14 protein-coding genes and 2 pseudogenes are annotated in these 19,308 nt (G+C 59.9%); 3 read left to right on the top strand and 13 right to left on the bottom strand.

The features are described 5' to 3' along the window. Positions 1 to 58: 58 nt before the first annotated feature. Together mdoH and SO180_RS29805 are read right to left on the bottom strand one after the other, a co-directional pair. Entirely contained in the window at positions 59 to 2,185 is a 2,127-nt protein-coding gene (gene mdoH / locus SO180_RS29810; protein ID WP_449382400.1) for a glucans biosynthesis glucosyltransferase MdoH, read from the bottom strand. After that, positions 2,173 to 3,684, bottom strand: a complete 1,512-nt coding sequence (locus SO180_RS29805; protein ID WP_449382399.1) for a glucan biosynthesis protein G — start codon at positions 3,682 to 3,684, stop codon at positions 2,173 to 2,175. The genes mdoH and SO180_RS29805 overlap by 13 nt, the downstream gene beginning before the upstream one ends. 214 nt (positions 3,685 to 3,898) lie before the next feature. On the opposite strand from SO180_RS29805, the gene SO180_RS29800 reads away from it, so the two are divergent. Next, positions 3,899 to 4,489 (top strand): hypothetical protein, encoded by a 591-nt coding sequence (locus SO180_RS29800; RefSeq protein ID WP_449382398.1) that lies wholly within the window; start codon positions 3,899 to 3,901, stop codon positions 4,487 to 4,489. Between the two features lie 535 nt (positions 4,490 to 5,024). On the opposite strand, the gene rfbC is transcribed toward SO180_RS29800, so the two are convergent. The 9 genes and pseudogenes from rfbC to SO180_RS29755 form a co-directional block, all read right to left on the bottom strand. After that, complete coding sequence (rfbC, locus tag SO180_RS29795) at positions 5,025 to 5,606, bottom strand: dTDP-4-dehydrorhamnose 3,5-epimerase (RefSeq protein WP_449382397.1); 582 nt, start codon at positions 5,604 to 5,606, stop codon at positions 5,025 to 5,027. Positions 5,607 to 5,789: 183 nt separating this feature from the next. After that, the gene (locus SO180_RS29790; RefSeq protein ID WP_449382396.1) at positions 5,790 to 6,746 is read right to left on the bottom strand and encodes a glycosyltransferase family 2 protein; all 957 of its coding nucleotides are present in this window, start codon (positions 6,744 to 6,746) and stop codon (positions 5,790 to 5,792) included. Between the two features lie 190 nt (positions 6,747 to 6,936). Beyond that, the gene (locus SO180_RS29785; RefSeq protein WP_449382395.1) at positions 6,937 to 7,524 is read right to left on the bottom strand and encodes a helix-turn-helix transcriptional regulator; all 588 of its coding nucleotides are present in this window, start codon (positions 7,522 to 7,524) and stop codon (positions 6,937 to 6,939) included. A gap of 614 nt (positions 7,525 to 8,138) precedes the next feature. Next, positions 8,139 to 9,299 (bottom strand): DUF7146 domain-containing protein, encoded by a 1,161-nt coding sequence (locus tag SO180_RS29780; RefSeq protein WP_449382394.1) that lies wholly within the window; start codon positions 9,297 to 9,299, stop codon positions 8,139 to 8,141. 92 nt (positions 9,300 to 9,391) lie between these two features. Further along, a pseudogene (locus tag SO180_RS29775) lies at positions 9,392 to 9,658 on the bottom strand (strawberry notch-like NTP hydrolase domain-containing protein); the annotation flags it as partial. A gap of 930 nt (positions 9,659 to 10,588) precedes the next feature. Further along, the gene (locus SO180_RS29770; RefSeq protein ID WP_449382393.1) at positions 10,589 to 11,545 is read right to left on the bottom strand and encodes an ArdC family protein; all 957 of its coding nucleotides are present in this window, start codon (positions 11,543 to 11,545) and stop codon (positions 10,589 to 10,591) included. Positions 11,546 to 12,185: 640 nt separating this feature from the next. Then, positions 12,186 to 13,613: an MATE family efflux transporter gene (locus SO180_RS29765; RefSeq protein WP_449382392.1), complete on the bottom strand. Its 1,428-nt coding sequence runs from the start codon at positions 13,611 to 13,613 to the stop codon at positions 12,186 to 12,188. A 131-nt stretch (positions 13,614 to 13,744) separates the two neighbouring features. Next, positions 13,745 to 13,897, bottom strand: coding sequence for a hypothetical protein (locus SO180_RS29760; RefSeq protein ID WP_449382391.1), 153 nt, complete (start codon positions 13,895 to 13,897; stop codon positions 13,745 to 13,747). Positions 13,898 to 14,777: 880 nt separating this feature from the next. After that, positions 14,778 to 14,975, bottom strand: a complete 198-nt coding sequence (locus tag SO180_RS29755; RefSeq protein WP_449382390.1) for a hypothetical protein — start codon at positions 14,973 to 14,975, stop codon at positions 14,778 to 14,780. Positions 14,976 to 15,430: 455 nt separating this feature from the next. Between SO180_RS29755 and SO180_RS29750 the strand changes: the two genes are divergently transcribed. Both SO180_RS29750 and SO180_RS29745 read left to right on the top strand, forming a co-directional pair. After that, positions 15,431 to 16,102: a response regulator transcription factor gene (locus SO180_RS29750; RefSeq protein ID WP_449382389.1), complete on the top strand. Its 672-nt coding sequence runs from the start codon at positions 15,431 to 15,433 to the stop codon at positions 16,100 to 16,102. A gap of 88 nt (positions 16,103 to 16,190) precedes the next feature. Further along, complete coding sequence (locus SO180_RS29745; protein ID WP_449382388.1) at positions 16,191 to 16,577, top strand: response regulator transcription factor; 387 nt, start codon at positions 16,191 to 16,193, stop codon at positions 16,575 to 16,577. Between the two features lie 914 nt (positions 16,578 to 17,491). On the opposite strand, the gene SO180_RS29740 is transcribed toward SO180_RS29745, so the two are convergent. After that, positions 17,492 to 17,686 (bottom strand): hypothetical protein, encoded by a 195-nt coding sequence (locus SO180_RS29740; RefSeq protein WP_449382387.1) that lies wholly within the window; start codon positions 17,684 to 17,686, stop codon positions 17,492 to 17,494. A 1,211-nt stretch (positions 17,687 to 18,897) separates the two neighbouring features. Continuing rightward, positions 18,898 to 19,308: pseudogene (locus SO180_RS29735) on the bottom strand (hypothetical protein); the annotation flags it as partial.

The following is a 19,308-nucleotide window of genomic DNA, read 5'->3' as shown; positions in this document are numbered from 1 at the left end:
GGGGACTACTTTCTATCCTGGTTCAAACCCAGGCCGGGTCTCCCACCGCCGTTCCTGTTCATCCCTTCTGCAGCACCGCCGACAACGCTGGACCATCGTTCAGGATCGAAAAAACCTCCCGCGACGACAGATAGGCAGCCGCCTGCTCGAAGCTATCGCTCGCGTCGACCTTGGCGCGTCCGACCGCCAGGTTGACGTCGACCGTGTCAGGCCGGGCGGCGCGAGGAGGTGACTGCTGCGCGAGGTGGAAGGCCAGGAGCCCGGCGTCTTCGCGCAGCTCCACCAAGGCCGGTCTTATGCCTACATCGATCGACCCGCTCAATTCGTTCGCTCGACGCAAGACGAGAGGCGGTTCTTTTTCCTCCGGCGTGGCAAACAATTTGCCGGAGACGGGGGCGGCAGTCAGCGCCCCTATGGGAACGGCGAACAGGAGCCCCACGATGACCGGCGACATCCAGAGCAGAAGCGGCAGCGAAACGGCGTAGGCGCTTGCAGCCATCACGACGCCGCACGCGGTCGGAACGCCGTATTTCCGATAGAGCTCGCGGCGCTCCACCGTGCCGTAGTCGCGCCTCTGCGTCTGCCAGCCCGCATCGCGGCCGGCCAGAATCTCGACGACCGCGATCGACTGAAAGATCATCATCACGGGCGCCATTAACGCGGATACGACGATCTCCGCGAAAACTCCGGCCAAGGCACGCAAAGCGCCGCCGAATTGCCTTCGCAACGATCGCCGCATCCAGACGAGGACCAAGCTAAGTAGCTTCGGCAACAGCAACAGACCCATGGTGGCGACGAACACCCAGATGGCGAGCACGGGATCCTGGGCCGGCCACGTCGGAAACAATGAGAAGCCCTTCGGGAAATATTCCGGCCGTACGAACCGGGCCTGCAGAGAGATCAACATTCCCAGCAGCAGGAATAGCAGCCACAGCGGCGCCGTCAGATAGGCCCCGATGCCTACCATGAAATGCAGGCGCGACACCCAATGGAGACCTCGCGCTGGGACCACGGCCAGATGCTGAAGATTGCCCTGACACCAACGCCGGTCGCGCGCGGCGAAATCGAGCAGCGAAGGCGGCACCTCTTCGTAGCTTCCACCGAGCGTCGGCAGCATGTAGATGCCCCACCCGGCCCGCCGCATCAGCGCGGCCTCGACGAAATCATGGCTGAGGATGTGCCCGCCGAACGGCTTCCGTCCTCGGAGCTGCGGCAGCGCGGCCGCTTCTGCGAACGCCTTCACTCTGATGATCGCGTTGTGGCCCCAATAGTTGCCTTCCGAGCCGTGCCACCAGGCGACCCCGGCGGCGATCAGCGGACCGTAAAGGCGGCCCGCGAATTGCTGGACGCGGCTGAACAGACTTCGCGCGTTGACGATCGTGGGAAGCGTCTGGACCAGCCCGGCGGTCGGATTCGTCTCGATGGCATGGACCAATCGGACGACGGTCTGCCCGCTCATGAGACTGTCGGCGTCGAGCACGATTATGAAGTCGTAGCCCGCGCCGAAACGGTTGATCCACTCGGAGATGTTGCCGGCCTTCCGCGCTGTGTTGTCGGCGCGGTGACGATAGTACAGCCGCGGCGTTCCGACGGCCTGTCGCAATGCAAGCAACGCCTTCTCCTCGGCGATCCAGATGTCGGGATCTGTGCTGTCGCTCAGAACGAACCAGTCGAACAGATTTCCTCGCGAGGTCCCCTCCAAGGACTCGATGATCGCACGCAGCCGGGTCGTCAATCGGTGCGGGTCCTCGTTGTAGGTGGGAAGCAGCATGGCTGTGCGGCTTGAGATGACAGGCAATTCCGCACCAGGCGCGAGGGCGTCCCCGTCCGAACGTTGGGCCAGCAGCACGAAGAATCCCGCGACGGCGGACGCGAACGAAAAGGCGACCCAAGCGAGCAGGACAAGGAAGAGCGCCAGCACCATGGCTTCGAGGACGGTGACGCCGCCGACCTCCAGCACGCGATACATCTCATATCCCCCCGCCCCGGTGAGCGCCGCCGTGCAAAAGAGGATGAGACCGCGTCGCCAAGCCATCGTGGTGGCGACCGGCGCAGGGACGCGGTCCGGCACCCGGTCTTTTCCGAGATCGCCAGGCGCCATGGGAAGGGGAGACTCGCGCGGCAGCAGGCGTTGGGTCGCGATAGCGCCGGCAACCGGCCGCGGGGCCGTGCTCAGGGTGCCCATCGGTAGACCCAGACTTCCGACAAGGGCTTGTCGCCTTCGGCAAGGAACGCGCGCAGCTCGATCGGCTCGCCCTTGACCTGACACTGGAAGCTCAGCCGCCAGCCGCCGGTGTGGGGGTTGGGCTGCGTGACGATGTTCTTCACTTCCGACTTGTCAGCCGTCACCACACCTTTTACGCCCGCAGGGTCGATGCCTTTCAAGTTGTCGCCGACCAGATCGAGAACGAAGAGGCGGGCGTCTTCGCCCCTCGCGCCGATGCCGGTGCGCGTGAAGCGGGCGAGCGAATGCGGTTTGGGATTGTCCGGTCCCCAATGCAGCCGATAGGTGTAGTTGTGTTCACCCTTGGCTTGCAGCGGGTTCTTAGGCCGCCAGAATGCTGCAATGTTGTCATGGACCTCCTCCTTGGTCGGGATCTCGAACAGCATGACCCCGCCCTCGCCCCAGTCCCCGATCGGCTCCATCCAGAGACTGGGACGTTTTTCGAAGCTGGATTCGATGTCCTGATAAGCAAAGAAGTTTCTCTCCCGCTGCATCAACCCAAACCCGCGGGGATTGATATCTTGAAAGGTGCTGATCTGGAGGTCTCGGGGATTGCTGAGCGGCCGCCAGAGGCTTTCGCCCTTCCCGTTGAAGATCGCAAGGCCGTCGGAATCGTGAACGGACGGGCGGAAATCGTCGATGTCGTTGCGGTCGTTCGGACCGTAGAAGAACATGCTGGTCATCGGCGCGAGCCCGACCCGCTGCACTTCGACACGCGGATAGACCGACATCTCGACGTCGAAGACCGTCGTGTCCCCCGGCCGAACGGTGAATCGGTAGCTCGCCGCGCAGCTTTTGCTGTCGAGCAAAGCATGGATAACCAGCGCAGTCGCACCAGGCGCAGGCCGCTCCAGCCAGAAGGTCTTGAAGAGCGGAAATTCCTCGCCCTTGGCTTCGCCCGTATCGATCGAAAGACCCCGAGCGGAAAGCCCATACGTCTGTCCCTTGGCGACGGCGCGGAAGTAGCTCGCGCCCAGAAAGACGCAGACCTCGTCGTAATAGTCGGCCCGGTTCATCGGCGCGTGGATTCGGAAACCGGCGAACCCCAGATCGGCGTCCTCGAACCCTGGAACTTTGTCGCCGAAGGAGAAGTCCGCCTTGCGATACTTGATCTCGGTGGCCTTTCCGTCCGCGACCTCGAAGATGTTCACCCGGGTTTTATAGAAGAATCCGCGATGGAAGAACTGCGCTTCGAACGGGAGATTCTTGCCGCGCCAGAGCGCGCGCTCGGACAGGAAGCGGATCGAACGGTACTGATCGTAATCGAGGTCCCGCAAGCCGCTCGGCAGCTTCTCGTCGGGCGCCTCGTACGATTTGCTCGCCAGCATGCGGGCAAGGTCCCTCACGTTGGATGGCTCGAATGCGCCCTCCGACGGACCAATGGCGGCGAATCCGCTCCGCGAGGCGAGCAGCAACGCCGGCAGGACCGCCGACCCTCGAACAAGCTGGCGTCGGTTCACGGATCCTCCTACTCGCTACTGCTACCGCGACCAAGCAACGACCGCAGCGCCTGCGAGTTCCACCGCCGGCCATCACTGGCCAGACAAGAAGCGAGCACCGGCCCAATCACAAGGAAAAGCAGCCGAAATTCAGAGATCCGGCCCTGACCTAAGATCCGTGAGAACATGGCGGAACGTCTTGGCTTCGGCGAGCCTTGTCTGGTCGGAGGATGAAATGGCGCGAGTCTGGAATACACCGATCTTCGCTATCGCTACCGTTTATTTTGCCATCGATGCGCTGTTCTCGGCCGTCACGGGACCGATCACGGCGTGGCTGAGCAAGAAGAGGTTGCTGGAACGTGCTCGTCGCTGGGTCATGTCCTTGGGGCCCTATCAATCCTTCGCGCTGTTTGCGGTACCCGTCATCATTTTGGAGCCCGCAAAGCCCCTGAGCGCCTATCTGCTCGGTACCGGCCATTTTCTGCCCGGAGCAATCGTCTTCATCGGCGCGGAGGTCCTGAAGCTGACCGTTGTCGAAAGACTTTTTCAGCTGAACAAGGAAAAGCTCCTATCAATCCCTCTCTTTGCGTGGGGCCACGGGTACTGGCGACGTATGATGGATTTTCTGGAGTCTACCTCGGCATGGCGGACCTCTCGCCGAGCCCTCTGCGCGGCTTTGGAGCGGATCCGAACTCTGAAGTCGCGACTGCGATCCCAACTCCGCTCTGCCGAAGGGAAGATCAGGGGAGCAAGGGTGTCCTCGCCGCGCCGAGATGCTCGGCAGCGGCCCGCACGCAGGCTCCATGCTTTCGACGACAATCGGTGAATCCCGAGGCATCGATCGACCGTCCGTAGCCTGCGGCGCTCAGTCGGGCGCACACCTGCCGTACTGTCGCAATCGTCGTGTCGTCTGCGACAGGATCGAGGTCGATCGGAACATTCATTTCGTCGATGAAGGCAGACGATCCGCCCGTTGATCGTCGTGGTCGTCAAGAGGCGCCCCGTTGTCTTCTTGTCCGCAGTCCAAAGCGGCTTGGGCAATCGCGCAGCAGCACCCGCGATGAAGAGGTTGATCTCTTTGACGCAAAACTCGACATACTCGCTCGTCAAAGTATCTGTTGGCACGTTCATAAGATCCGCCTCATCGGACGAACGGAAGTTTGATTCGAGCCTCAGTCAGCTGCGAGCCCAAGGGATCGGGCCGAAAGAGGATCTCTTCGCTGGAATTTGAGATGACACTCACGCCACGAACATACGAACGCCATGCCAGGGCTTATCGACTGCCAACACCAGACCAGGCTCGGTGCTGTCGCTGGAAATTCCCTGGTTGGTTGCACCAAGGCAAGGGCCGGAGTCTCGCCTCAAAGACAAGATCCTCGGGGTTCCGAGCATATATTTGTCAAATCCCTGAGCCGCGGAAACCGACTGTCCTTGTCCGAAAGAACCGCACTCGCAAGAGGTAGCGGCCACTCGATCCCGAGGTCGGGATCGCTCCAGAGAATGCCTCTGTCGCAGTCTGGTGCGTAATAATCGGTGACTTTGTAAAGGACCTCCGTATTCTCTTCGAGTGTCATGAAGCCATGTGCAAAGCCTGCAGGCACCAGAAGCTGGCTCCATGTCTCGGCCGAAATCACAGCACTCACATGCCGGCCATAGGCCGGTGAGTTGGCGCGGATATCGACGGCAACATCAAAGATGACGCCTCGCACCACACGCACAAGCTTTGCTTGCGCGCGCGGCGGGATCTGAAAATGTAGCCCGCGCACGGTGCCTGTCGCAGCCGAGAACGAGTGGTTGTCCTGCACGAAGTCAAGATCAAGGCCATGTTCCTGCAAGGCGCGCTTATTCCAGGTCTCGGAAAAGAAGCCTCGATGATCGCTGAGTTTCGGTGACCGGATGAGCTTCACATCCGGGATGGCAAGGGACTGGATTTCGACTGTCATGGGAATTCCTTCTCAAGGATAATTGAATACGATCGCGGTCTTCACCATGAACCGTGTAAGCGCTGGCTATTACCAACTGATGGCGAGCTGGCAGACCGATCAGGAACGGGGGAAGCGGCTTTGAGGCGATAGCCGAACAAAGTTAGGCTGCAGGCGCCCAAGCTCATGTCGGTAGCTGCTCAATCAAATCTTGTTCGCGATCACTGCCGCCAGCATTGCGAGATTTGCGAGCGGCGTCTGCCGGTAAACTCCGGATCGCCAGAAGTTCCACAAGCGTCGCGGGAGGTTTTCCGATAGGCGCATCTCAACGAATCTCTCGAGAACACTCACGTTCTCCTCTGTGATGCGGTGTGATAGGTGGTGCTGCAGCACCCTGACATTGAGGGAATTCCAAACCCGCCACTGCCCCGCAAAAATCTTCTTCGCGCGATGAACGGCGGCCTGAAGCCCCAAATTCGACCCAACCAGATTGTCCCGATGCTGACGATACCTCACGGAAGGTGTCTGATCATAGAAGACAGTCCCGCCTGCAGCAGAGACTGTAAGATAAGTCATCCAGTCATGGGCGACAACGATCTCGTCTGGCACATGCCGGAGTAGATCGCCGGCAAACCGATTGAAAACCATAGTGTTTCCCCCGCCGACATTTTGGACAAGCGCGTTTCGAAAGCTCGGAGGACGTTTGAATGCGGTCGAATAACCAAGATGGCGCCCTGCTTCATCAATCAGTTCAGTTCGCGAACAGTAGAGCGCGGGCTGGTCGCGCGGCACAGTGCGCAGCATGCTGATCGCTCGGTCGAGCTTTTCGGCATACCAAATGTCATCCTGATCGCTGAAGGCGAAATAATCCGCTTCAATTTTGCCATCGCACAACAGGCTTAAGAAGTTGGCCGCAGCTCCTGAGCGAGGGCCACAGCGCAGGGTCACTTCCTGCGACACGCCGCCCGCGAAGTCTTGAATTATATCGCGGGTTTGATCGCTGGATCCGTCATCCGAGACATGGACGGACCAGTTGGGGTGCGTCTGCTCGGCGTATGATTGGAGCTGTTCGGACAGGAACCGCGCGCCATTCCTGACGGCAAGCAGGATCGCGACGTGCGGGCGATACGTGTTTAGATCGCTTGTAACAGCGAAAGCCATTCGGCCACCTCTCATAAACGTGGCCCGCTTGCGCTAGCGACCATCCTTCTAGATTCGTCCCTCAGTGGTGTTGCCGCCAACGCCGGACATAAATGCCTCAGAATGGAGCCACTTGTCCTCACCGAGCGGCCGTCTCGACGCAATCGCCGACGCGCGCAAGGCGCCCCTCTCACACCAAGCGCTGGCAGCACTATCGAAGGCGGGACAGCAGCGAGATCAACTCGCCCTGTCGCTTGGTCGCCGTCCGTACAAACACGGCCTTGAGGTGATTGCGAGCTGTGCCCGGGGCAATGTTCATTTCGCGAGCGACTTCCTTTAGCGATTTTCCCATGACGAGGAGTCGTGCGAGATGTGCTTGAGCGCGCGTCAAGCCGAAGATCTCCATGAGGGACACTTGAGAAATGACGGGCACCTCATTGAGGTCCGTCAAGAGAAGAAGAGCGCCGGTGTCGCAAGATGAACTTTGGCAGTTCCAATCCTGCCAGATGGCTTCGATAACGATCGGTCGACGGTCAGAGAGATGGATCACGACATGCGAAGAGAAAATCTTTTGCGAAGAGGACGCCAAGCGGACCCGATTCAGCAACTCCTCCAATTTGATGCGCGATTGCAGACCTCTGACATAAAGGCGCCGCGCCCGCACGAAGAGCTCGCCGTCAAAGAGCTTGGAAGCCTTGGCGCTCACAGCCAGCACAGAGCCGTTTCGATCCATCCAAATGGCTGGACAGTTGATAGCGTCGAGCACGCTGATGATGCTCGAATGCTCCTCTGAATCCACGGAGGACTGACAGACCGCGGCTCTTCCTGCGCACAAATCAAGCATTTCAACTCTACGCGTCGTTGGCCATGAGCAAACCTCCAAGCTTGCCTACAACCTGACGCTACGTGCGATTCAAGCGATTTCCGACAAGGAGCGGAGCCTTGTCCGAATCTGCGGCCTAACGAGAATAAAGTTTTCCCATTCGCAAGGCCGCAATCCGGAACAACGACGCGAGTGCCACGTTTGACCACTCATTCCGTTTTCCGCCTCGCCAAGTCCGAGCGAATTTTGGACTAAAGCGCGATGAGATTGGATGAATCATCATCGCGCTTTAGGTTGTTGTGTGAGCATGATCTCCGCGCAAACGCGTTCCGCGTTTGTCGCGAGGGAAACCCACTCGATACTTTGCGCTAACGCGGCCCTTCGCGGCCGGATCATTCTCTAGTTGAGACCAGATGGCCTCAAGAACGAATGCCGGATCGTAGTTGTGCGCAAACCCGACTTACTGCCGCGCGTGCCGCTTTTATCAGCCTCGGACCCTAATCCGCGATGCGAACGGATTTGGCTGCGGCGCGGCGATCAGCCGCTTGAAGGCCGGCGCGGCTTTGTTGGCACGGGCCTTTCCAGATCGGCTAAGACAGCAAAACCGACGTCTGTCGCTTTGTCTTGACCGTGTTTTCGGCCGTTGTTTTGGCCGTGGTCTTTGCCATTATCTTGGCCGTTGTTTTGGCCGTTAACTTGGCCGTTATCTTGGCCGTTTCCTGGCGCATGAAGCGAACGACATCCTGCGGCGCGAGCTGGCGGCGCAGTGCCGCTCGCAGGGCGCCGAGACCGAATGCACGCAGGTCCTCGTTGAAGTCGCCCATCCGCGGAGACAGGGCAAGCGCCTCAATCCCCGCAGCTGCGGCGCGTTCGGTCAATGCCGCGAGCGCCATGTCGCCCGCGGCATCGGCGTCGTGGGCGATGTAGAGCCGGCGCAGCGTCAGTGGGAGCAGAAGGGCGGCAAGGTGGTTGGCTGAGAGTGCGGCAGTCATCGGCATGGCAGGCAGTGCGCTGCGCAGCGACAGCATCGTCTCGATGCCTTCGCCGACAGCGAGGATGTCGTCGGTCGTGCCAAAGCGGACGCCATGGCCGAGGAGACCGCCGAGGGCCCGCCGCGGCGTGTCGATCGGCGCCTTGCCAAAACCGTCCGGCGCGAGCCAGGTGCGATGCGCGCCGGTGACGATGCCGGAAAGATCTGTGACGGCGGCGATCATCGCCGGCCACGTCTCAGTCGTCGAACTCTCATCCGGACGATAGTAGCAGCGCGGATGAAAGCGCAACGCACCCGCATCGTGCACAGTTTTGATGCCGCGATTGCGCAGGTAGGTCTCAACGAGCGTCCGGCGGATCGGCCGCGACATGGTGATCAGCCGCTGTGCTGCGTCCCGCGATCCGTCAGGGACAGGTGTTTGAGCAGGCTTTGGGCTGCGGCGCGGTTCTGCGCGTGGCAGACTCAGAAAACGCCGTGCCTCCGTGGCGACATCGCGAAAGTCGATGAACCCGCAGCTCTCACGGATCACATCGAGGAGATCGCCATATTCGGCCGAGGCAGCATCGGTCCAATGCCCGGCGGCGCCGGGACCGGATTCCGGTCCGCTGAGCCGGACGAACATCGATCGGCCGGGCGTATTGCGGACGTCGCCCACCGTCCAGTAGCGGCCTTGGCGCCGCCCGTTGGAGAGGTAGTGGCGGCATACCGCCTCAGCCTCACGGGCGAGGCGGCGTGCCAGCTCGGAAGCGTCGCGGGACATCACGCAACCCTCCGCCGCGCGAAGGGATTATGATCCTGAGGGGCTGTCGATCGTCTGTGAGACAGCCCGCAATCTCGAATACGCAACATAATTTGCCGCGCAACATAATCAGTCCATTTGCTGGCGGGCCCGCCGACCGTGTTCTGCATGGCATGGGACCTGTCGAAAGCAATCACTCCGTCAAAGGTGGCGCCCAACCATTGAGCGATCCGCCTGACGCGCGAAAGCTTCTCGCGACGCTCATCGGTGCGCAGCGTGGCATAGGTCGTAAAAAGGATGCTTTCGGCGGGTCGGATTGGCGCACCCTTTCGGAAACGCGAGAGCAGCGTGACAAGCTTCCGCTCCATGCCAAGCGTGGAGGCGCAAACGGCGAGCTCGCGTGCGATTGGCGCCGAAAACTGCACAAGCGCCTGGCTCTCCTCCGGGCGATCCGTAGGGATAGGAAGAAGGCCCGCGATTTTCGAGAGAATCGGCAACGTGGCAATCGGCGATCCCGCCTTGTCAGTGATGGCCGCCCCATATTTGCAAAGGAATAGGACCGTTGCCGCCTCGCAGAGGTGATAGGCGGTTTTGCGATCCCAGGAGCCGGCGGCGCCAGTGACGCCGAACGCAGATTCCATGACGCTGCGCAAAATTTTCGTACCGATGAGAAGGCCGTGCTCGAGATTGGGGAGGAGAAACCGCGCGGCACGATGGAAAGAGGCTGATGTGAGCGTTGCATTGGCGGCAACGGCCGCCATACGATCTGATGGCTTGAACATGTGAGAAGACCTACGGAGAGCGATTGCGCCATGAGCCGTCGGCGCTCTCTCTTGATCCGACCGGCTCAAACCCTCCTTGGCCTGCTCTTCCTCTCATCACCGCTGGCTGCATCGGCGGAGGCTGGACAAAGCCAGGCGCGCGCTGGCCCAGCCAGGAAGAGCTTGTGAAGAAGTGCGAGGGACGGGAGCCCCATCCCTCGCCGTGGCGTCTCTGCGACTTGCGACGAATCTTCCTCGCTGCGCGTGGTGTCCTCCTCATCCTCGACATCGATGAGAGATTCTGGCAGCGGTTCGGCTTGAGCGCTTTACTCAGTTCGGAAGGAGCGCGGTCTCGGCAAGGCGCAGCGGCTCGGCAAACAGCCCGTATCATCGAGAAAACGCCTGGCCTTATTCGCCATACCTGTCTTCTTGAGCTAATCAATGAGCTGTACTTAAGGTTTCCTCGTTCGTTTCCCGAACCGCCTCCAGAACGTGGCCTTGGTCATCCGCCCACCCGTCTCACTCTCCCGCAACGGGGTAAGAAACGGTTCACGCCGCCTCACTCTGCGCCGCCTCCATCGTCTCGCCCGCGACTGCATTCGGCAGAAAACCGAGAATGTAATCGGCCGCCTTGCTGGCCTGGCTTGCGGCACGCACAATCGCCCGATTGTCCTCTCGAAGAACCTCGAGCCACGAGGCGATGTAATCGGCATGCCGTACCGTCGGGACGATGCCGAGCGAGGCACAGGAAAACGCAGCGGACAGCTCCGCTATCAATTCCTCAAAGGCGTACTTCCTGCTACCAAAAGAGCCGCTAAGATCGCGGTTGAGCCGTGAGGAATGACCGCTTGCATGGCCAAGTTCGTGGAGCGCGGTGCGATGCCAATTGATCGGCTCGAAGTAGGCTTGCGGGGGCGGCACCTGCACGTAGTCCTCCGCGGGTACATAGAAGGCGCGATCGCCGCCAATGCGGAATTCAATGCCGGTCGCCTTGATCAGGGCTTCGACAGTTGGCTCGAGCAGCCCTTGCGGCGGAGGGGGCGCGGTGGCCACGATTTCTGCAGGCAAGCCGTCACACTGATCGGTATTGAAGACTGTGAACTGTTTCAGGAACGGGATTGCCTGCGCTTCCTCTCCGGTACTGGCGGCTCGCAGCTTCTCATCCTTCGGGATGAAGCGATCCGCATAGACCACAGTTGTGCCGCGCTCGCCCTTGCGCACATGGCCGCCGAGCGATAGCGCCTGGCGGAAGGTGAGCCAGCTTTGGCCAGCGAATCCACGCTCGATGACCGCGCCCCAGAGGATCAGGACGTTGATCGCGTGGTACTGCCGGCCCGTCGCGGCGTTCCTCGGCATGACGAGCGGCGCCTTCGCCGCCGCGGTCCCCCAGGGCTGCACCCATGGCACACGACCGGCCTCGAGCTCGGCGATGATCTTGTCGGTGATTTCGTCATAAAGGCCTGTTCGGTCCTGGCCGGTCCCGATCCGAGACTGTCGTCTGGACATCGCTTTTCTCCGAGAACGGGCACCGTCGAGCCTCTCTCGCGGCTATGAACCCGTCACGGCGATCAGGACCTCCCCTCTTCCTCTATGAGGCTGCCGAAGCAAGACGCGGATCTGACCGCGCTGCGACGGCAGGCTAGCGCCTGGCGGCAGATGAATGGCGCAGCTCCAACGGAGCCACGAAACTCAGAGGTGCGGAAGCAAGCGGAGCAGTGAGTCTGGCGCCGCCCTTTGGCTTGGATGCGGGACCGATAGCAGTCCCAAGACGGATGAAATGAGTCCCGCGGGGACGGTCAGCTGAGTGCCGCGTGGACGCGACGGGATCTGGAAGAGAGCATTTCGGGCGACTATTCATCGCAAGGATCAAAGCGCGCTCGCCGACATCCGGGCCCACTCAGACAACAAGCTGCTGACTGCAGGAAAATGATCGGCGCGGAGCTAGGCGCAGATTCCCCGTGCAGTCACCTGATCGGCGCGTCGAATTTGAGATCGAATAGGCCTGAGGTGTGTGAACCATGCCAGTTTAAAACGGATGTTGTCCCGACAGCTGCAACATCGTTCGAACCCGGCTGGCTTGGGTAAGCCTAAGCTAAGCCAACCGCGATGCCGGTCCCGCGAATTGCAGCACGCCAAAAAAACTGACTTACGAGATTGACGGGGATCTCTGGAGGGCAAATCTGCTCGACAGCAGCAGGAAACGCAGAATGAGAAAGCCCGCGTAGACGGTCGTGCCAACTGACAAGCCAATCCAGATACCAATGGCACCCAGCCCGATCTTCAAACCAAGTACGTAGCTAAGACTGAAGCCGATCGCCCAATTGGCTATGCCGGCGAACAGAAGCGGGACGCGGGTGTCCTTCAATCCGCGCAAGCCGCCCGCCGCAATGTGTTGCGCGGCATCACTGATGAAGAAGCTCGCGCCGATCAAAAGAAGATTTGCCGCCAATTCCGCTGTCGCGCCAGCGCCGTCAGTCGTCTTGTCCAGAAAAAGACCGGTAATTTCAAAACGCATCGCGACGACTGCGGTCGTCAGCATCGCAGCAGCCAGAATGCCAAGCAGTATAGCGATCAGCCCCGCCCTTTTGACGCCGGCAGCGTCGCCGCGGCCGACCGCATGACCGACGCGCACGGCTGCCGCCGTGCTGATGCCTAACGGAACCACGTACAGCATCAAGTCAACCTGGAATGCGATCTGATGGGCAGTGAGTGCGCTGATGCCGACGAGGCCCGCCAGCAGTCCCGCGGCCGAAAACAATCCGTACTCCAGCAGAACAATGAATGCGATCGGAATCCCGGTCACGATCAGCCGTCGCATGAACGGCCAATCGAAATGCCAGACATGTGCAAGTACCTGATAATCACGGAAAGGGCGGCGTATTGTGGCGAACCACAAAACGGCAAGGAACATCATAAAGTTCACGAAGGTGCTCGCAAGACCGGCTCCGAACAGCCCAAGCGGCGGCAGGCCAAACTTCCCGTAGATCAAGAGATAAGCCATAAGGGCGTTGACGGGGATCGCCCCAAACGTAATCCACAACACCGGCTGCGGCCGGTGAACCGCGGCCATGAAGTTGCGGAAACCCTGAAACCACAGTGCCGGCACCGCGCCCCAGGCTAGTCCGAACAGGTATTGCTGCGCGAGCCGCGCCACATCGCTCGCCTGGCCGCAAGCGACCAGTATTTGCTCTCCGTGTAGCGCAAACGCCATGATCGGGAGCGACAGTAGCAGCGCAGCCCAGAGCCCCATGCGCAGCGTGCATCTGACCGCGGCAAGGTCCTTTGCACCGAATGCCTGAGCTGCTAGCGGCGCGATCGGGGCCAGCAAACCAATGCCGAGAGTGAAGCCAATGAGGAAGATCGTGGCCCCCAGCGCTGCCGCAGCAAGCGCCTCAGGGCCGATGCGCCCGATGAAGGCAAGATCCGTCGTCATCATCGCAACCTGCCCCAGCTGCGTCAACACCATCGGCCATGCGAGCTTCGCAACCTCGGCGAACTCGATAGCGAGCTGACGGTATTTCCCTCGTATCGTCGGTTTAGGCTGCAAGGTCGGTTTTTCGACTAGCTTGTGCATAGAAATGACACTGTCCGGTTAGCGTCGTCGCTCCCATCACCTCTGTTTCACAGAGAGGAGGATCCGCGTCCCCGCCCTAAAACTCACGATGGCTACTGAGGCGAGCTGACATCAGCCATTGTTCAGGTCTGTTACAGATGAACCGCGCCAGCGCGATAGATGAGCTCGAGCCCCGCCCACTTCTCGCCGACCACTGAACGCAGCTCGGTCAGCTCGACCTTCGCACTACCTTTTGCGTCAAGGAGATGCGGCCGGTGGCCTGCATGCCGAAATGGTCGATTCATCGCACGTGGGTATCGGCGCGAATTGGATCCTGGCGTGTGCTCGAACTAGCCGGGAAAATCGCGCACCAGCGCACAGCCGACGGGACCTGTTGAAAGTCCCGATGCCACATTCCACGCGTACTGGTCGGTGATATCGTCGGTCACTGTGAATCCTTGCGTCCTGAATGAGTCCCTATTTTCAAAACTCATGCCAACGCGAAAAACCTTGGATTAGAAGGCGATCTGCCTCAAGCGGACGCGTCGTGGCCCTGACAGCATGTCGCAACTCCGACAGCCGGCATCGGGAATGCTCGATCGCGATCTTGCAGTCGTTTGCGACAAGCCGTTCGGGCGAGGCCCGACGCTTCCTGTCTTCTGCATCGACCGCTAAATGGATTAGGATGAATCATCATCGCGCTTTAGGTTGTGGTTTGAGCACGATCTGCGCGCAAACGCGTTCCGCTGATGTCGCGAGGGAAAACCGCTTCACGCTTTGCGCTAACGCGGCCCTTCGGGTCCGGATCTGCTTTTAGCCCTCCTTGAAGCGTGGCTGCAACGCAGCCACGAGGAGATGTATCGGTGTGCAGCAAGGTAAGGCGCGGCAAACCACAAGGGAGGCTGTTGCAGACGCGCAAGCATAGCGTCCCGCCTTGGGCGGGACGCTAGCGACGACAGTCCTTGAGTTTGCTTAATAAAGGCGCACCCAGGGAGGAGCCCGTGTCAACGCCGACGCGGTGCGGCGGGACCTTATTCCCGAACGTCTTCGACGAGGGGCACATCTTTGTTATGCACTTGTTACGCGCGAGGGATCGAAGCCGCACGGACGAGACGCGACGCGGCTCGTTTCACGAGAGCCCGGTGCGGCCAGCCGCACGCGCAGCAAAAGCCCAGAACGGAAAAGTTAGGCACGCGAAAGCTGGACTTCCTCTCTGGCCTTTACCTCGGCATCATAAATTCTGACCTGAAGCATGGGAAAGCGCTGCTTTAGCTCCTTCGCTGCGGACCAGGCCCCGTCTTTGGTGGCAAATTCGGTTTTCAATTGGCCATCCACTTCGAGAGCATAACCGGAGGCGGGAAGTTTTGCAGAGGCTGCGACCATTTCATTCCTTTGGCATGTTGGTCTCATCGACGAGGGCTGCTTAACCTGAGTCGCCCGGCCCTCGCCAGTCGCGTTGGATGACCGGCATCTGTCGCCAAAATAAGGACGGAAGCGCACAGCCCGGGCACCCGGGTTGCCGACGGGGAACAGGGAATTCGTGTCTTCAGGCCCGCTAAGGGACGCATCTTCGCGCAATTTAAGCCAGAGCAGCGAGGTTTGGGCTGCTGACGACCGACGCCCAGTCGGGGCCTGCATCGTCCTTTTGCCGTAAACGAATCGCCCATATATTCGAAAAATGGGAGGTTCTGCGTTCGAGCCTGGCCAGATTACGAAATTGGGGAATTCGGCCGCACAGCCAGTTGCAGGCGGCATCGTAGGCGCTTCCTTGCGCTTTCTAACCGGAGATGCGGCGTGACACTTCAGATCATCCTGCCCATGCATCCAGAGGATGCATCATGAGCGAGCTCTCGCAATCGATGCAGCCTCGCAAGGGTACCGATGAAGCCATCGTCCTCGTCGTCGACGACGACATTTCGATGCGCGAGGCTCTCACAAATCTTTTTGAATCGGTGGGCCTTCGGGTCGAGGCTTTCGGCTCGGCGGCGGAGATTTTGCAGGCCAACCCGCCCGAGGTGCCGAGTTGCCTCGTGCTCGACATCCGTCTACCGGGATCGAGCGGTCTCGAGCTACAGTTGGATCTCGCCAAGGCTAACATCCACACACCCATCATCTTCATCACAGGTCACGGCGATATTCCCATGACCGTCCAGGCGATGAAGAGCGGTGCGGTCGACTTCCTGACCAAGCCGGTACGCGACCAGGACCTGCTCGACGCGGTCCAGGCCGCCATCGAACGGGACCGCAAGCGGCGCGATCTCGAGAAAACGGTCTCCGAGCTGCGATCCCGCCTCAAACAACTGACCCCACGCGAGCGCGACATTCTGCCCCTGGTCACATCCGGCCTGCTGAACAAGCAAGTGGCGGGCGAGCTTGGCCTAGCGGAGATTACCGTCAAAATCTATCGCGGGCAGGTCATGCGCAAAATGGGCGCCAAGTCGCTGGCCGAGCTCATAAAAATGGCCGAAGCGCTCGGAATTTCCCGAAGCAAAGGGGACGTACAAACCTAAGTATGATTTTCAATCCTGCGCCGCGCCCCCACACTTCATTGCGCGGCCGCGACCGCGGCAGGCAGTTCCCGGATTACGAGCCATCATCTTGTCAATGCCATCTGTTATCTCGGTCATCGACGATGATCCATCCGTTCGCGCCGCAACAACCAACCTACTGACATCGTGCGGATATAGCGTCCGCACCTTTACCTCCGCTGGTGAATTCCTCCGCTCGGCGGAACTGCACGATATGTCCTGCGTGATTACGGACATCCAGATGCCGTCGATGAACGGACTTGACCTGCTCAGACACATCCGCAGCCTCGGTCATCACATGCCTTTTATCTTTATCACGGCCTTTCCAGATGATGCTGTGCGCGCTCACGCAATCAAGGCCGGCGCGATCGGCTTCCTTGCCAAACCGTTTGCCACGCCAGCCTTGATCGAATGCCTGAAGATTGCGCTGAAAGGATCGGACGGCCCAGGCGGATGATGCCTGAGCCGCTGTCGCCCGCTCATGCGTGGTCCTCGTTCACCTCTGAATCAGCGGCTGGTACATATTGCGGCTCGGTCCTGACAAACATTCTCGAATGACCGGGCGGCGATACGGGCGCCCGAGCTTGCACCGGCCGTCCCTCGCTTTGCTGTGATTATGCGACCGTTCGAACTCTAGGCGAGCAGTTGCTTCGAGCTCGCTGGCACGAGGTTCTTGCTGACGACGATCATGGGGTAGCTAGCAATCGATCGTGGTGCTCGCTCACGTCGTAACGATCCGCAACTTCAGAGAAGCGCCGAACAAATGAGAAGAACTGAAAACGACAATCTGGCGTTCACCAGTTTCGTATCTGTAAAGGTCGCTGTGGGTTACTCCCAACATAACGGCAGCAAAGTCCACGCGGTCCGGTATTTCGGGAAGATCCAATGCTCGTAAAAGACGGTCAACCCAACCCATTCATTCCCAGGCGATGCCAATGAACAACCGCAGACAACAGCCGCGTCCTGCGAATGCAACGGGCGCTTCCTCGCCTTGCCGTCAAGGGGCAAGGCGAGGTCAGCGGTACTGCAGCTTCGGCCCTGCTTAGGCCGCAGGCGCGGGCCCGATTTCTTCAGACGCCCTGGACGGCCGCAGCCGCAACTTCACACCCTGCGGCATGGTCCCAGATCCGCGAGGGGTCAAAGAGCCACGAACTTCTTTTGACTTGGTCTGTTCCTGGCTTGGCGTTGGCGCTTTCTCTCCGTAAGCCCAAGATCCTGTCGTGCTGGTCATGTTCAGCTCCTTCAAATTGGCCTCTTTTGGCCTACTGCTAGACCGAGCAAGGCCCGTGCCAGCGCACCACGCGCGCATTAAACGCATGATGGCGCTTCGCAATTGCTCGCATAGAGCAATCGCATACGCTGTTTTGGATCTCACACTTTGAGTGCCGCTGTCAGACTTCGAACAAAGAACGAGGGGACTGGCGCAGCCGGATCCTTGTCCAACAAGTCCAGGCTGACTTTTGCTCCAATCCAAGATTCCGCGCCGGTCCAAGATTTCGTTCCGTCCAAGATCTGCGCTGGGACATCAAACGCAGCCGCCTCTTTGAGGTACGGCGTTTCGGTCATCTGACCCGCCTAGTCGCTCTTGACCGACCATCATCGACCGATTCTCATCCAACGAGACGAGAACACCGGTCGAGCTCAGAAGGAGGACAGGTGAGGCATCATCGACTTTGCTAAGACCTTGGGTTGGTCAAGTTGAGCCGGTGGCACTTAAGGGCGGGATCTATCGTGGAATTGCTGATCGATGGTCGCTCCGGCAATTCTTGTCGCCGCGTCTGCGGCTTCTTGTCCGTTTTCTTGCGCTCGTCGCCGTCACCTTGGAGCGGCTTTCATCTCTGCTACGGCAGAACAAACGGGGCCAGCATGCTGCAACTTGACGCTACGTCCGATACAAGCCTCATCGGGAGCCCCTCTGGCATGAAATAGTTGCAGTAGTTGCAGCGTCAGGTCGTCTGCTACGTTCAAAGCACATCACTTGCTCCCAGGTGATGTAGGGGCGGACTCGGCGTGGCTTCCTGATCCAGGCGTCGGTGCCGCCCCAACCAACTCTCTACGACAGATCGCAGGGAGCGCTGGGAAACCAAGGGGTCGCGGCTTCCTCGTGTTAGCTCCCGGAGGCATTTGGTCATCAGACTGTGGCGACGCGAGACCGGTGCCTATCGATGATCAGCATTTCCGCAACAGAATGAAGTTGAGTGGATGAAGCCGGCAAATAGGGCTTTGCGCCACGTGCTGATTCCAGGTCCCCTTCCCTTCTCGGTGTTTCGGCCCGAGACCTGAACCTTGGCACGGGACGTGCAAACCCCTTGTTTACCGGGATTTTGCACCACCCTCCCGAGCCCCGCGTAACGCCGCCCGCGATCATTTCAAGCGGGCGGCGTTGCTGTTTCATCAGCCGAGAAGCCACAGCGCGAGCGCCGCACACATGAATATACAGCCTGTGACGAGCATTGCGATGAAGAAGCCCTGCGCGCGGTTCATCGCGATTCCTCTTGATTGCCCTTCGCTCTGCGAAGTTCGAAGCGGACAAGTGCCCCAAATCTAGCGCAACGTTTCGTCCGAATTGGAACAGAACGGCTTTCGGCTAAAAGCACCGTTCTCTGCTCAATTTCGCTGGCTCCAAATACGGGGTTTACTGTAGGCCGCTACTGCGGCGGCGTCCGCTTGCTGCCGAACGCTTTGCTCCGCCGCTTGAGTGAAACGCCGTCATCGACGACATCAAAATCAAGGCGTTGTGTTGGCTGCCACGCCGCCGCTCTAAATTGTCGGTAACCTCACCAGCTCTTCTTGAATTCCGCCTTCAGGCTCATGTTCGTTGTGCCCTGTGCGGTCTCGCCGATCGCGCTGGAGATGGTTACACCATTGAACAGCTTCTGCTCGGCGCCGAACGTGCGCAGCCATTTGTCGTCGACGGTCGACATGGTCTGGCCGACGACAAGGCTTGTGCCGATCCCGGTGATCGTGACTTTGGCCGATTGATGAGTCTCGTAGTTGCGCATCTCCTGTCCGGCGCCCCCGAAGAGCGGCATCTTTCCCTGCTGAATCATGTTGTAGTCGACGTCCACGGCCAGGGTATAATCGTTCGATAGCGGCAGCGATTTGGTGAGCAAGGCTTGGATGTTGCTATTCTCCGTGCCCGGATCGACGCGCGCTTTAACGACGGTTTTGTCCCAGATGACGCCTGC

This window comes from Bradyrhizobium sp. UFLA05-112 (genome assembly GCF_053572325.1).
Note: the sequence above shows the minus strand (reverse complement) of the source record. Positions and strands in the feature narration are given on the sequence as shown.

Coding starts and splice junctions, on each gene's coding strand:
- mdoH (WP_449382400.1), bottom strand. CDS start 2,185: ATGGGCACCCTGAGCACGGCCCCGCGGCCGGTTGCCGGCGCTATCGCG.
- SO180_RS29800 (WP_449382398.1), top strand. CDS start 3,899: ATGGCGCGAGTCTGGAATACACCGATCTTCGCTATCGCTACCGTTTAT.
- rfbC (WP_449382397.1), bottom strand. CDS start 5,606: ATGACAGTCGAAATCCAGTCCCTTGCCATCCCGGATGTGAAGCTCATC.
- SO180_RS29790 (WP_449382396.1), bottom strand. CDS start 6,746: ATGGCTTTCGCTGTTACAAGCGATCTAAACACGTATCGCCCGCACGTC.
- SO180_RS29780 (WP_449382394.1), bottom strand. CDS start 9,299: ATGTCCCGCGACGCTTCCGAGCTGGCACGCCGCCTCGCCCGTGAGGCT.
- SO180_RS29770 (WP_449382393.1), bottom strand. CDS start 11,545: ATGTCCAGACGACAGTCTCGGATCGGGACCGGCCAGGACCGAACAGGC.
- SO180_RS29765 (WP_449382392.1), bottom strand. CDS start 13,613: ATGCACAAGCTAGTCGAAAAACCGACCTTGCAGCCTAAACCGACGATA.
- SO180_RS29760 (WP_449382391.1), bottom strand. CDS start 13,897: ATGAATCGACCATTTCGGCATGCAGGCCACCGGCCGCATCTCCTTGAC.
- SO180_RS29755 (WP_449382390.1), bottom strand. CDS start 14,975: ATGGTCGCAGCCTCTGCAAAACTTCCCGCCTCCGGTTATGCTCTCGAA.
- SO180_RS29750 (WP_449382389.1), top strand. CDS start 15,431: ATGAGCGAGCTCTCGCAATCGATGCAGCCTCGCAAGGGTACCGATGAA.
- SO180_RS29740 (WP_449382387.1), bottom strand. CDS start 17,686: ATGACCGAAACGCCGTACCTCAAAGAGGCGGCTGCGTTTGATGTCCCA.